10 protein-coding genes are annotated in these 13,314 nt (G+C 43.3%); 8 read left to right on the top strand and 2 right to left on the bottom strand.

All coding sequences use genetic code 11. The features are described 5' to 3' along the window. Position 1: 1 nt before the first annotated feature. Positions 2-772: a 5'/3'-nucleotidase SurE gene (surE, locus tag P0M28_RS29075; protein ID WP_302207019.1), complete on the top strand. Its 771-nt coding sequence runs from the start codon at positions 2-4 to the stop codon at positions 770-772. Here surE and P0M28_RS29080 read toward each other — a convergent pair. Further along, on the bottom strand, positions 769-1,890 hold the full coding sequence (locus tag P0M28_RS29080; RefSeq protein ID WP_302207020.1) for a glycosyltransferase family protein: 1,122 nt from the start codon (positions 1,888-1,890) through the stop codon (positions 769-771). The genes surE and P0M28_RS29080 overlap by 4 nt on opposite strands. A 35-nt stretch (positions 1,891-1,925) precedes the next feature. Between P0M28_RS29080 and P0M28_RS29085 the strand changes: the two genes are divergently transcribed. Both P0M28_RS29085 and P0M28_RS29090 read left to right on the top strand, forming a co-directional pair. Then, complete coding sequence (locus tag P0M28_RS29085; RefSeq protein ID WP_302207021.1) at positions 1,926-2,738, top strand: 2,3,4,5-tetrahydropyridine-2,6-dicarboxylate N-succinyltransferase; 813 nt, start codon at positions 1,926-1,928, stop codon at positions 2,736-2,738. Between the two features lie 61 nt (positions 2,739-2,799). Next, positions 2,800-3,393: a tetratricopeptide repeat protein gene (locus tag P0M28_RS29090; protein ID WP_302207022.1), complete on the top strand. Its 594-nt coding sequence runs from the start codon at positions 2,800-2,802 to the stop codon at positions 3,391-3,393. A gap of 61 nt (positions 3,394-3,454) precedes the next feature. On the opposite strand, the gene P0M28_RS29095 is transcribed toward P0M28_RS29090, so the two are convergent. Beyond that, positions 3,455-4,342, bottom strand: coding sequence for a 3-hydroxyacyl-CoA dehydrogenase family protein (locus P0M28_RS29095; RefSeq protein WP_436841400.1), 888 nt, complete (start codon positions 4,340-4,342; stop codon positions 3,455-3,457). A gap of 223 nt (positions 4,343-4,565) precedes the next feature. Between P0M28_RS29095 and P0M28_RS29100 the strand changes: the two genes are divergently transcribed. From P0M28_RS29100 to P0M28_RS29120, 5 genes are all read left to right on the top strand, one after another. After that, positions 4,566-5,567, top strand: coding sequence for a hypothetical protein (locus tag P0M28_RS29100; protein ID WP_302207024.1), 1,002 nt, complete (start codon positions 4,566-4,568; stop codon positions 5,565-5,567). Between the two features lie 101 nt (positions 5,568-5,668). Beyond that, complete coding sequence (gene gyrA, locus P0M28_RS29105) at positions 5,669-8,194, top strand: DNA gyrase subunit A (protein WP_302207025.1); 2,526 nt, start codon at positions 5,669-5,671, stop codon at positions 8,192-8,194. Between the two features lie 39 nt (positions 8,195-8,233). Continuing rightward, positions 8,234-9,373 carry a tetratricopeptide repeat protein gene (locus P0M28_RS29110; RefSeq protein WP_302207026.1) on the top strand — a complete coding sequence of 380 codons (1,140 nt, stop codon included), beginning with the start codon at positions 8,234-8,236 and terminating at the stop codon, positions 9,371-9,373. Positions 9,374-9,705: 332 nt separating this feature from the next. Next, positions 9,706-12,840, top strand: coding sequence for an ATP-binding protein (locus P0M28_RS29115; RefSeq protein WP_302207027.1), 3,135 nt, complete (start codon positions 9,706-9,708; stop codon positions 12,838-12,840). Beyond that, the gene (locus P0M28_RS29120) at positions 12,837-13,289 is read left to right on the top strand and encodes a response regulator (protein ID WP_302207028.1); all 453 of its coding nucleotides are present in this window, start codon (positions 12,837-12,839) and stop codon (positions 13,287-13,289) included. The genes P0M28_RS29115 and P0M28_RS29120 overlap by 4 nt, the downstream gene beginning before the upstream one ends. Positions 13,290-13,314 lie beyond the last annotated feature (25 nt).

Raw genomic sequence — 13,314 nt, forward strand, 5'->3', positions numbered from 1 at the left:
AATGGGGAAACCACTCATTCTTGTCTCTAACGACGACGGAATTTCATCCCGAGGTATTCATTTTTTAATTGATATTATGAAAGAGCTGGGGGAAGTGGTTGTGGTGGCTCCGGATAGCCCTCAGTCGGGTATGGGGCACGCAATCACAATTGGTGAACCACTGCGCCTTACGGAGACTGATTTGTTTGACGGGGTTCGATCCTACAAATGCTCCGGCACTCCCGCCGACTGCGTAAAGCTGGGCAAACACTTTGTGCTTAAAGATCAACCACCGGATTTAGTGGTTAGCGGAGTCAACCACGGCAGCAATACTTCCATTAGTGTACTGTATTCCGGCACCATGTCGGCGGCAGTAGAAGCCGCTATTGAAGGATTTCCAGCTATTGGCTTTTCATTATGCGATTTTGATGCCGATGCTGATTTTTCTCATACGGCTGAATACATTCGACAAATTGCTCAATCGGCTCTGGAAAATAATTTCCCGAAGGGAATTGCCCTCAATGTTAATTTTCCTCATAAGCAAAGGGAGCCAATTCAGGGTGTACAAATTTGTCGGCAAGCCAATGCCAAGTGGCAGGAAGAGTTTGATCAGCGTCATGATCCCTACGGGCGGCGGTATTTTTGGATGGCCGGAAATTTTGTCAATTTTGATTCAGAAAAAGATAATGATGAATGGGCCATTGCTAATAACTACGTTTCGGTGGTGCCTTGCCAGTTTGACATGACGGCTCACCAAGCAATCTCTGCGATTAAGGAATGGCGACTGACCTAATCTTGCAGTGCTCGCTCAATGGCTGATACAAATGCAAGTTCATCCCAATAAATATTATCAGGTTTTCCATGCGGATAAAATGAGGTATTCTTCATCTTGTTTACAAGCTCGCTCATTGACCAACTTTCTTGCGAAAAATCAACAGGAATAGCACTCTGCCAAGGCTTGCAGTAGTCTACCCAAGGCGAATGATTTTGCAGAAAAAAAGGTAACTGATAGTGCATATATTCCCAAACCCGGGTGGGAAAGCAGTTTTCAATACTGGGTAATATCTGATGACTGATCATTCCGAAATGGGCTTCTTGCATGGCTGCCAATAATTGCTGATGCGGAATGGGTTGTAAACTAATAGTGGGAACAATCCAGGATTTGATTGCTAGTTGATTGATAAGCTGTTGGTACGTATCCACCTGAGTAACGTGTCCCATCAGTACGAATCTCAATTTACCTTTTAATGCCCGATACAATGACTCCGCAAAACGGATCGCATCCCAAATGCCGTAAAAAGTGCTGATCGTTCCGGTGTAGACCAGTGTAACTTGGTCGTCATTCGCTGGATACTTAGTGCGTGGTTTAGCCAGTACCTTATTCTCTAACAACAAATGAGAGTACTGCCGAAGCCAAGGCTTTTCCTGAAAGTACCCAGCTTCGGCTACCAATAATTGCTGAGAACGGGTAGCTAATTGTTTATCTAAATACTCAATGAAGTGAGCCAACCATTTTCTTAGTCTTTCTCTTTTTCCGTGGTGGTAGACAATATTACGGGTGTGATTCTCTCGTATGTCGTAAAATACTTTTGTTTGGGTAAATAGTAGCGCGTACAACAAAACTGCCGGAGCCAGCTCAGGGGTATTAACTATAATGAAGTTCGGCCTAGTCTGAAAAAGACAAAAAAACGCGCGAAAATTCGCCAATAATCGGGCAAAACTTCGCAGGTTAAACCGGAAGATTGGGTGAAATTTTATATCAGTAAACGAGGAATGTGTATTTGAGTAAAATCCTAGTATATTCACCGAAAATTTACCGGTACGAGCTAACGACTGCGCCATCTTATGGTACATTCGCGTATCATCTACCGGCTTTAGCACTGACACAATCGCCCCAACACTTTTTTTCACAATTTCTGCCCTTTAATTTTAAGCAAATCTGGTTTATGGAACTTCAGCAAATGATTGAGGCGGCCTGGGAAGACCGCTCGCTCTTACAAGATAAAGATGTAAAAATAGCGATAAAATCCACTATCGATGATTTGGATCGGGGCAAAAAGCGAGTAGCTGAGCCTCAGGGGGGCAAGTGGGTAGTTCATGATTGGATCAAGAAAGCGGTAATCCTATACTTTCCTCTTCAGAAAATGAAAACACTAGAGGTAGGCCCGTTTGAGTTTCACGATAAAATGAAACTCAAAACTGGGTACGAAAAACTCGGGGTGCGAGTAGTTCCTCACGCTATTGCCCGCTACGGTGCTCACTTGGCAAAGGGAGTGGTTATGATGCCTTCTTACGTCAATATCGGAGCTTACGTAGACTCAGGGACTATGGTAGACACTTGGGCTACGGTAGGGAGTTGTGCTCAGATCGGTAAAGATGTGCATTTGAGCGGTGGAGTAGGGGTGGGCGGAGTTCTCGAGCCGATACAAGCAGCCCCGGTAATTATTGAGGACCATGCATTTATCGGTTCTCGCTGTATTGTGGTAGAGGGAGTTCGTATTGGAAAAGAAGCGGTGCTAGGAGCCAATGTCACGCTAACGGCCAGTTCAAAAATTATTGATGTCACCCAAGATGCAGCTGTAACTTACCAAGGCGAAGTGCCACCGCGCTCGGTAGTCATCCCTGGCTCGTACACCAAAGAGTTTGCCGCCGGGCAATATCAGGTACCTTGTGCGTTAATTATCGGACAACGTAAAGAAAGTACTGACCGAAAAACTTCGTTAAATCAAGCATTACGCGATCACCAAGTAGCAGTGTAGTGCTTGTTCAGGCTATTTTCAACTCTCAGAATAAAATCAAAATATTAAGCTAGTATCCAACATGAAATTATTTTTTTATTTCGTTTTGTGCATTTCTCTTCTCACTGCTTGTGGTGATAGTCAATCTCAAGAAGGCGATAAATTATTTAATCAGGGAAAATACGAAGCAGCTATTCAGCAGTACGAGGCGTATCTAGAATATAACCCAGAAGACTTAACTTCAGTGTACAATCAAGGTAGAGCGTACGAGGAGTTGGGGCAAACTGACCAAGCACTAGAGAATTACGAAAGAGCTTTGAAGATTGATCCTAACCATGCTAATTCTATGATGAGTATTGGTAAGTATCACTTCCGCAAGAAAAATTACGCAGATGCTTCTTTCTACTTCTCCAAAGCTTCAGAAATTATGCAAAGTAACCCTCAGGTATTCTTCCTGAAGGGGCGCACGCACCACAAACTAGGCGAAACAGATGAAGCTATGGAAGCCTACGATTTGGCAATTAGTAAAGACCGCGACTACGGCGAAGCTTACCTTTACCGAGGCGCACTAAAAGTATACCAAGGTAAAAAAGGGGCTGGGTGCAGTGACATTCGATCGGCTCAATCGCTCAAGGTACCCGAAGCTGAAACAGCCCTTGCTGAATACTGTAATTAGGAGATAAAAATTCTAAACTGAGATTCGCAAATTTCAAATTGGAAACTTGTGAATCTGCTACTCATTCAAATTGGCGAGATACTTTTTGAGACTTCGGGCCTTCCTGATAATCGTAAAACCCTTCACCCGATTTTATACCCAATTTCTGCGCGGCTACCATATTTACTAGCAATGGACAAGGTGCGTATTTTGGATTACCAAAACCTTGGTGAAGCACTCCCATGATCGATAAACAAACATCTAAGCCAATAAAATCTGCTAAGCGAAGCGGACCCATTGGATGGGCCATTCCCAGTTGCATGATTTGATCGATTTCATTTACTCCCGCTACTCCCTCGTAGAGCGTGTAGATGGCTTCGTTAATCATGGGCATCAGAATACGGTTGGAGACAAAGCCCGGATAATCATTCACTACCAACGGAATTTTCTGCAATTGTTCTGCCGTCTGCTGAATTATGGATGTGACCTCGGCATCGGTAGCGTAGCCATTGATAATTTCTACTAACTTCATCACGGGTACCGGATTCATAAAATGCATCCCAATTACCTGAGCAGACCGTTTGGTTTCGGCGGCCAAGGCAGTAATTGAAATAGATGAAGTGTTCGTCGCTAAAATAGCCTCGGGTTTGCTAGCCTGATCCAGCGTTTGGAAAATTTCTTGCTTGACGTGCATATTTTCAGTAGCTGCTTCGATAATCAAATCAGCCGAAGCGATCCCTTCCGATAGCGATGAAGTGGTAGAGAGATGATTCAGTGCTGCCGACTTTTCTTCTTCCGTAATCAGTTCTTTCGCTAGTTGCCGATCTAAATTCTTAGTAATGGTTTGCATAGCTCGGTCGAGCTGATCCTGATGGATATCGACCAATACAGTGGTAAATTTGTGGAGAGCAAACACATGAGCAATTCCGCTGCCCATAGCTCCGGCACCTACCACGGCTACGGTATTTATTTCATTTTTCATATTTATCTGTTTGAATTACAGCAACTTATACTATGTAGTTTAAAGTAAAATTTTCAGAGTAATCTTACGAAAAAAAGTACTTGACATATGCAAATACCAGTATTTTCGTTACAATTTGGAAAAGAAATTGTAATTAGCCAGAATAACAACACTTTTGGCAAATTAGCTCAGTATGATACTCAGGTGTGTTATCAGTCTATTATTTTTTTGCGTGTCCTCGCTAGCCCTGGCTCAGCCCGGATTCGAGCCGATGGGTCAAGATGACCAGTCTAGCTATCCGCTACGAGCATTTCTCAATAAATTTTCGGTCAATCTGAGCTCCGGTTACGGACGCACATTCTATCGGCATACACTCACAAATAATAATTATGTTCGCACCTCTGCGGGGTCATTCATATACCCTAACGGTGAGAGCGGAACTAACCCTGCCTACGCCAACTGGTTTAACGGAGTAAGTCCGGCTAACTTAACCCTCCCTACCAATCCGGATAGTCTGACGCTGGTGACTAGTGATTCTTCTTCCATCAACATGCAAGGGGGCGGATACAATATTCCTATCAATCTACTGATATATTTTAATTTGTACCGATTTCGGATTGGAGGAGGAATTTCAGCCGATTTTCATCGGGTAAATCCCCCGCAGCCAGAAGATTTTCGCTCTTTTTTTCCTGCTCCGCCTTCGTTTCGAACTACCCAGCTTCGGTACTTCGGTATGCTAGGCTACAGCGTTTACGAGTACTATGATTATGCGTTTGGGGTAGACCTTCGGGCGGGGGTCATAAGAATGGGCCGTGGATTTGATCGAGGTCTTGTGGAAGCTAGCCCCTTCTTTAATGCCGGGGTCACCATTGAAAAAGTCTTTTCTGAATACTTTCGAGTATATCTACGGCCGGCATATGAGTTTAAAAGCTACAATTTACAGTTACCCGATGGCCCTACCACGGCGATGAGCCACCGCAACTCCGCTGTCTTTCTCACGCTGGGGGTAAGTATTAACTACCCCGATATGCCCCGTTCGCCCATTAAAGCCGATAAAACGCAGATGAAGCATTACGTAACCGATCCTAAAACCGGAGTACGGCGCGAGGTGCGTGGGCAACCGTTTTGGCGTAAGCAAGACCCTAAGATTGGTGAGCTTTACCCCGAATTAATCAAAACCAAGCGAAAACGGCAGGCAAGACGAAAACAATTTTTCCGAAAAAAGAAAAAATAGCCTATTTCTCGTGGGTTCGTGTACCTTTTTAGGAGGCATTCACTTAATTTTTGTAAATTGCCCGCTAGTTTAAACGTCCATACCTACACCTTTAACAACACATGGCCGAAAGTGATAAGGAGAATATTATTCCCATAAATATTGAAGATGAGATGCGAGGGGCGTACATCGATTACTCGATGTCGGTCATTATTTCCCGGGCGTTGCCTGACGTACGCGATGGTTTAAAACCCGTCCACCGCCGAGTGCTGTACGGCATGTTAGACTTGGGTCTTACGCATACAAAGTCTCACAAAAAATCAGCCCGTATTGTGGGAGAAGTACTTGGTAAGTACCATCCTCACGGAGATACCTCAGTATACGATACCATGGTACGAATGGCGCAGCACTGGTCGATGCGCTACATGCTAGTAGACGGTCAGGGTAACTTTGGCTCTATCGACGGCGATTCACCCGCCGCCATGCGCTACACCGAAGCTCGCTTGCAGCATATTGCAGAAGAGATGCTAGGCGATATCAATAAAGATACTATTGACTTTCAGCCTAACTTCGATGACTCGCTGAAGGAACCCGTTTGTTTGCCGAGTAAACTACCCAATATTTTGGTAAACGGCACTTCCGGTATTGCAGTAGGCATGGCGACCAATATGCCTCCGCATAATTTATCCGAAGTTATTGAGGGAATTAAACAATACGTTGATAACGAAGATATTACCATATCGGAGTTAATGCAGTACGTGAAGGCTCCTGATTTTCCCACCGGAGCGATTATTTATGGTTACCAAGGAGTAAAGTCAGCGTTTGAAACTGGACGAGGACGCGTGGTAATGCGAGCCAGGGCTGAAATTACGGAAAGTAAAACGGGTAAGCCTCAGATTGTGGTTTCGGAAATTCCCTACCAGGTGAATAAAGCCTCCATGATTGAGAAAACGGCAGCAATGGTGAACGATAAGCGGATTGACGGAATTTCCGATATTCGCGATGAATCTGACCGTAAGGGGTTACGCATTGTTTACGATCTGAAGAGAGATGCTGTTCCGAACGTTGTTCTTAACAACCTGTTTAAGTATACTCAACTACAGTCTTCTTTTGGGGTAAACAACGTTGCGCTGGTAAAAGGCCGACCGTACACCCTCAACCTAAAGCAGATTATTGGTTACTACGTAGAGCATCGTCACGATGTAGTAGTACGGCGAACCCAGTTTGAGTTACAGGAAGCCGAGCGTCGGGCTCATTTGTTACAAGGTTATCTTATTGCCCTGGATAATATTGATCGAGTCATCGAGATTATTCGGGGTTCTCGCGACCCGGAAACGGCTCGCAATAGCTTAATCAAAGAATTTGAGCTAACCGAAATTCAGGCTCGCGCCATTCTCGATATGCGGTTGCAGCGCTTGACTGGGCTAGAGCGGGAGAAAATTGAAAGTGAATACGATGAAGTGCTGAAGCAGGTAGCCTACTACAACGAAGTGCTGGGAAACCGTGATCTCCGGATGGGAATTATCAAGGATGAGCTGGATGAACTAAATCAGCGGTTTGGTGATGAGCGTCGCACCCAGATTGTGCATAGCGCGGAAGATATTGGCATTGAGGATATTATTCCCAATGAACCGATGGTTATTACCATTTCGCATAAGGGTTACATTAAACGGAACCACATTGATGAATACCGTTCGCAAGCCCGGGGTGGAGTAGGTTCGCGGGGGGCTTCAGCCAAAGATGGCGATTTTACCGAACACTTGTTTATTGCCAACACCCATAACTACTTGCTTATCTTTACCGAAATGGGTCGCGTGTACTGGTTGAAGGTTTTTGAAATTCCCGAAGCCGGTAAAGCAGCTAAGGGACGAGCTATTCAAAACCTAATTAATATTCCGGCAACCGACGGGGTAAGGGCGGTCATTAATGTGAAAAACCTGGATGATCCGGATTATATCAACAACTCACACATTGTAATGTGTACGGTCAACGGAACCATTAAGAAGACTGTGCTAGAAGCATTCTCTCGTCCGCGGGTTAATGGAATTAATGCAATCACGATTAATGATAATGACCGCTTGCTTGATGTAAATATGACCGATGGAAAGTCGGAGATTGTTCTGGCGGTGCAGTCGGGGCGAGCTATTCGTTTTCCGGAAGATGAAGTACGGCCGATGGGGCGTAACGCCGCTGGAGTTCGGGGTATTAGCCTGGATAGTGGCGAAGATCGGGTGGTTGGTATGGTCTGCCTGGATGATGCCGATGAAAAAACGCTCTTGGTTGTTTCTGAAAATGGTTATGGAAAGCGGTCAGATATTGATGAATACCGTATTACCCGTCGGGGTGGTAAGGGGGTGAAAACTCTGAATGTCACTTCTAAAACCGGGAAGCTGGTTAGCATAAAGAAAGTAGCCGATCAGGACGACCTAATGATCATTAACAAATCAGGCATTATGATCCGTACTCCGGTATCTAATTTGCGAGTGATGGGTCGGGCTACACAGGGGGTGCGGCTTATTCGCTTAAATAATGACGACTCCATTGCCTCGGTTACCAAAGTGGAAATTGAAGATAGCATTAAGAGCAGCCAAGAAGAAATTAACCCGGCTTCAACCGATACACCAGCGTCTGAGGAAGAAACTACTTAAATAGCTAAACTTTTTCTTATTTTAATTTTACTACATATCATGAAACAATTGCAATTACTACTTGTAGCATTAATTGCTTTGCCTATACTTACTTTCGGGCAAGCGAAGAATGTTCGTAAAGCTCAATCATCCCTTGAAAGAGGCGAACTAGCCGAAGCCAAACAATTTATTGATCCGGCCATTAACGACGAAAAAACCAAAGAAGATGGCAAAACCTGGTATACCTACGGCGATATTTACCTAGCTATTGCCACTGACTCTACCAAGTCTGTACAAGCTGAAAAACCTTACGAAAAAGCCTTAATGGCATACCGTAAAGTGAAAGAACTGGAAAAGGAAAATTCTCTCTATGCAGTACAGGCTGAGCAACAGGTTCAGCAAGTATGGGGTAACGCTGTTAACAACGGTGCCAGTCTTTACTCTGCTCAAAACTACGATGAGGCAATTAAGCTATTTGATGTAGCAAAAATGGCCATGCCCGATGATACTACGGCGTATATTTACGGTGGAATTTCAGCTCAGCAAGCGGGTAACATGGCAGTTGCTGCCGAGAATTATGCTCATCTGGTTGACTCTCTGGATTATAAAAGTAAAGATTTCTATAACAGCCTGATCTACATTTACCTAGTAGAGAACAAAGACGAAGCCAAGGCTCTAGATTATTTACGGAAAGCACAGGATGTATTTCCTGATGATCCAGAATTTCTGAAGCGGGAAATCACTATGCTAATCAATAATGAAAAGTACGACGAAGCCAAGCAAAAGCTTTCTAAAGCAATTGATGCCGAACCCGACAACGCAATGTTATACTACAACCAAGGCTATCTGTACGAACAAATGGATGACAGTGAGCAAGCTATTGCCAGCTACGAGAAAGCTATTGAAAAAGACCCACAGTACTTTGATGCCAACTTTAACTTAGCAGCGTTTTACTATAACGAGGCAGCTGACATTTTAGCCGAAGCTAACGATATGGATCTAAAGGAATACCAGGAAAAAGGTGAAGCTATTGAGGCACAAGCTAAAAGCTTCTTCGAGAAGGCTTTACCGTACTTAGAAACGTCTCAATCACTAGAACCCGATAATCAGAAAGTACTAGAAACGCTAGCTACTGTTTATCAGCGATTAGAAATGAGTGATAAGGCTGAAGAGATTAATAGTAAGCTGGAAAGTATGTAATTTCTTGAAATCACGCTAAAACCTTTCATTATTAGAGGGATAGGACTGGATGTTCTATCCCTTTTTTAATAGGTATACGCCTTACACCAAAGTGAAAAGAACAGTAGAATCTTACCTATACTCTATAGCTTCTTTAGCAAAGGTTTTGTAGAAATAGTTGGTTGATAAAGGAAATAGCCCACAGGTTTGCTGATCCTACGTATTTATTGGTTATAAATCCTCTCAAAAAGCACACAGTTTGTATTACTCTTTACGAAAAAAAGTTCAACGAATAAAAAAAAATGTGGTAAATATGGGCACAGTGTAAATCTTTTTATAAGATAACGTATTTCATGGCTACTAAAAGCTCCGCACGTCCCTCACAGGCTGAATTAGAGCAAGCTATCGCTGGTTGTGCTAGCGAACCTATACATATTCCGGGTTATATTCAACCCCACGGTTACCTTATTGAGTACGACCGGAAGGAAGAGACTATTCGGGCAGTCAGCGAGAACATAGAAGAGTTTTTAGGAATAGCGACTAAAGAGTTGTTAAGCAAAAACTTATCTCTACTATTTGAAGAGATAAATATCGCCCTAATCCTCAAGAAGATTGAGCAGGTAGAAAGGCAAGATCACCCATCTTATTTTTTATTTCATCGTCCGCTTAACATAGCCTTTCGACAAATGCCTGAAATCGAGTTCGAAGTGAGTGTCCATACTTTGCCCGATACTGCTCTTTTGGAGTTAGTACCCCGAACCAAGCAAAGTGAGCTGGATTTCTTCGAGTTTAACGAACTTACCCAAGATACTCTCTACTGGCTCAACAAAATCGGAACTACTCCCGATGAAAATATCTTCGGAATATGCGCTAGGGAAATTAAAAAGATTACTGGCTTCGGACGGGTAATGATCTATCGGTTTGATAGTGATTACAACGGTCAGGTTATTGCTGAAGACTGCGGGGCTATGGACAGTTTTTTGGGGTTACATTTCCCGAGTACCGACATCCCACCGCAGGCTCGCGAGCTTTACTTAAAGAATTGGTTCCGAATTATTTCAGATATTGACTATCAACCAGTGGCTATCGCTCAGAAGAAGGTTGAGGCCAATCCGATAGACTTGTCCTATTCTTTACTGCGCAGTGTTTCTCCGGTGCATGTTCAGTATCTGAAGAATATGGGCGTGCAAGCTTCAATGTCTATTTCTATTATCGTAAATCAGAAATTATGGGGCTTAATTGCTTGTCATCATCATGTACCTTGCTACGTTTCTTCGGCTCGGCGTACGGCTGCTATATACTTAGGACAGTATCTCTCGCTCCACATCAGTCGGCAAGAGAAGGGGCTAATTAAGGAACGAAAATTTGAGGCAAAGTCATTTCAAAACCTGCTCTTGACTAACGTAACCAGTGACCTGAGTACATTCTATCGGGTGGTGGAAGAGCATGAAAATAGAATCCTCAAATTGGTTGAGGCCGATGGCATGATGCTCATCTTACAAGACAAAGTTACTGTTTCTAATGGGCTGGTTGTTGATGCCGTTCATATTAGCGATTTTGTAGAGTGGCTAAACGGTGCTACCAAGAACACACTTTATTACGCTACTGACCAGTTGCAAAATGAGTATGGTAAAGCTGAACGGTTTCAGAATAGCATTTACGGAGTGCTGGCTATACCACTATTGGGCTACCAAAACTCTTATGTCATTTGGTTTAAAAAAGAGTTACTGGCTTTGGTTCACTGGGGTGGTTCTAAAGAGAAGGCAATAGGCGTAAACAAGCAAGGGCAATTAACACTGACCCCCCGTACGTCTTTTGCTACCTTTCAGGAAACAGTACAGGGAATATCTTCGCCTTGGGAAGAAATTGATATAGAGATAGCTCTTGAGTTCGCCCAGTCTTTAGCCTTGCTACAAATTAAGTATTTACAAGAAGTTAGAGAAGATCGCGATCAGCTTAGGGCACTCAATGTTCAACGGGCGTTTCACTTGAAAGAGTCGCTTATACAGGAACAATTGGTAACTCAGCGACTACACGCCGTGCTAGAAAGCTCCTCTGACGCTATTGTTGCCTTAGACAGTGATTTATCTATTATTGTACTGAACAACAACTATCAGAAACTATTTCAGAATAGGTATGGCAAAGTGCCCCAAATCGGAGATAGTCTACTTTCCTCTAGCAAGGAAGCTAAAGAAAAGAAACGATTACTTAATATCTGTAAGCTCGCCTTTAAAAGCGAAAAGCGACAGGAGTTTTTTGATGATTATCATGATCTTACCGGAAATCTGGTTTACACTCAGACCACAGTAGATATGCTTTACGACCACCAGGAAGAAGCTATTGGTACCCTGGTGAATATTCGGGATATTACTAAAATGAAGACCGCCGAGCTTGAAATAAAACAATTATTTGCTAAGTATCGTCTGGTTGTTAAATCTGTTTCTTCCCTGGTTTGGACTACCAATCCCCAGGGTGAGTTTGATACCATTCAGAAGGGCTGGTGTGAGTACACTGGGCAAGAGCTTGAGCAGTATTCGGGACTAGGATGGCTTAACGCTATTCATGTGGAAGATCGCAGTGAATTGAATACTTTGTGGAAAGAGGGCGTAGATCAGCAGGAAGAATGTGAGTTTGAGGCGCGTATTTGGAACCAGGCAACCAAAGAGCACCACTTTGCCAAAGTATTTGCTATTCCCATTCGAAACCGTACCAATGCTATTGATGAGTGGTTTTGCTGCTGCTTAGATATGCAAGCGACCAAGGAGCGGGAGATGAGCTTAGAGAAGGCATTAATCGAGCTAGAAGCTTCTAATCTGGAGTTAGAGCGGTTTGCCTACGTAGCTTCTCACGATTTGCAGGAACCGCTGCGGATGATTAGTAGCTACCTAGAACTTATTGAGCGGCGCTATCGAAATATACTCGATATCAAAGGAATTTCCTTTATGAACTACGCGATCGATGGGGCGAACCGTATGAAACGGCTCATTCAAGATATTCTAGCCTACTCGCGCCTAAGCAAGTATGAAGATATTACTGAGGTTGATATCACCTCTATAATCCATCAGGTTTGTGAACAACAGATGATGCGTATTGAAGAAAAAAATGCTGTTATACAAACTGCTAACTTGCCTGTAGTTAGGGGGGTATCTTTTCAGATAATTCAGCTCTTCTCTAACCTAATTAGCAATGCCCTAAAATTCAGCGTAGCTGATCGCCAACCAATCATTAGTATTAAAGCGGTTGAGCAAGAATCCCATTGGAAGTTCTCGGTGGAAGATAATGGGGTGGGTATTCCCAAAAAACATCAAGAGAAAATTTTTGAGTTGTTTTTTCGGGCACACGCTGATCCCAAGTATCAGGGCACAGGCATTGGCCTGCCCATTTGTAAACGAGTGGTGGTTAACCACGGTGGTACTATTACTATTCAATCTAAAGTCAATACTGGAACTACCCTCATTTTTACGCTTTTAAAAACTCCTACACTATGATGATTAGAAAAGTTAGAATTCTATTAATTGAAGACAACCCAGGCGATGTTCAATTAACTCGGGAAGCCCTGAATGAAAAGTATGCTAATGAGGTAATACTAGAAACAGTAGGCGATGGGGAAACGGCTATCAATTATTTATTTCGTCGTCCACCTTTTCAAGACGCCTATCCACCTGATCTTATTCTGCTAGATATTAACTTACCTGGCATTAACGGTATTCAGGTACTAGAGCAACTAAAGAATGCTTCTGCTTTACGAAAAATACCCGTAGTTATATTAACCACCTCGCAATCCGATCGGGATGTGTCTTCAGCTTACGGCCAGTACGCTAACTCATATTTGATTAAGCCTTCAAGTTTTATAGAGTTTGTTGAAACTATTCAGCAACTAAAGAAATACTGGTTTAATCTAGTCAGGCTACCAACTGATTATAAAGCAGCCTCCTAAATTATCCGAGTTTTAGAATTATAAA

The sequence above is a fragment of the Tunicatimonas pelagia genome (assembly GCF_030506325.1).
GTDB classification, from domain to species: domain Bacteria; phylum Bacteroidota; class Bacteroidia; order Cytophagales; family Cyclobacteriaceae; genus Tunicatimonas; species Tunicatimonas pelagia.

Bases quoted from the DNA above. Each gene is read 5' to 3' on its own strand.
- gyrA (WP_302207025.1), top strand. From the start codon at position 5,669: ATGGCCGAAAGTGATAAGGAGAATATTATTCCCATAAATATTGAAGAT.
- P0M28_RS29085 (WP_302207021.1), top strand. From the start codon at position 1,926: ATGGAACTTCAGCAAATGATTGAGGCGGCCTGGGAAGACCGCTCGCTC.
- P0M28_RS29115 (WP_302207027.1), top strand. From the start codon at position 9,706: ATGGCTACTAAAAGCTCCGCACGTCCCTCACAGGCTGAATTAGAGCAA.
- surE (WP_302207019.1), top strand. From the start codon at position 2: ATGGGGAAACCACTCATTCTTGTCTCTAACGACGACGGAATTTCATCC.
- P0M28_RS29090 (WP_302207022.1), top strand. From the start codon at position 2,800: ATGAAATTATTTTTTTATTTCGTTTTGTGCATTTCTCTTCTCACTGCT.
- P0M28_RS29120 (WP_302207028.1), top strand. From the start codon at position 12,837: ATGATGATTAGAAAAGTTAGAATTCTATTAATTGAAGACAACCCAGGC.
- P0M28_RS29110 (WP_302207026.1), top strand. From the start codon at position 8,234: ATGAAACAATTGCAATTACTACTTGTAGCATTAATTGCTTTGCCTATA.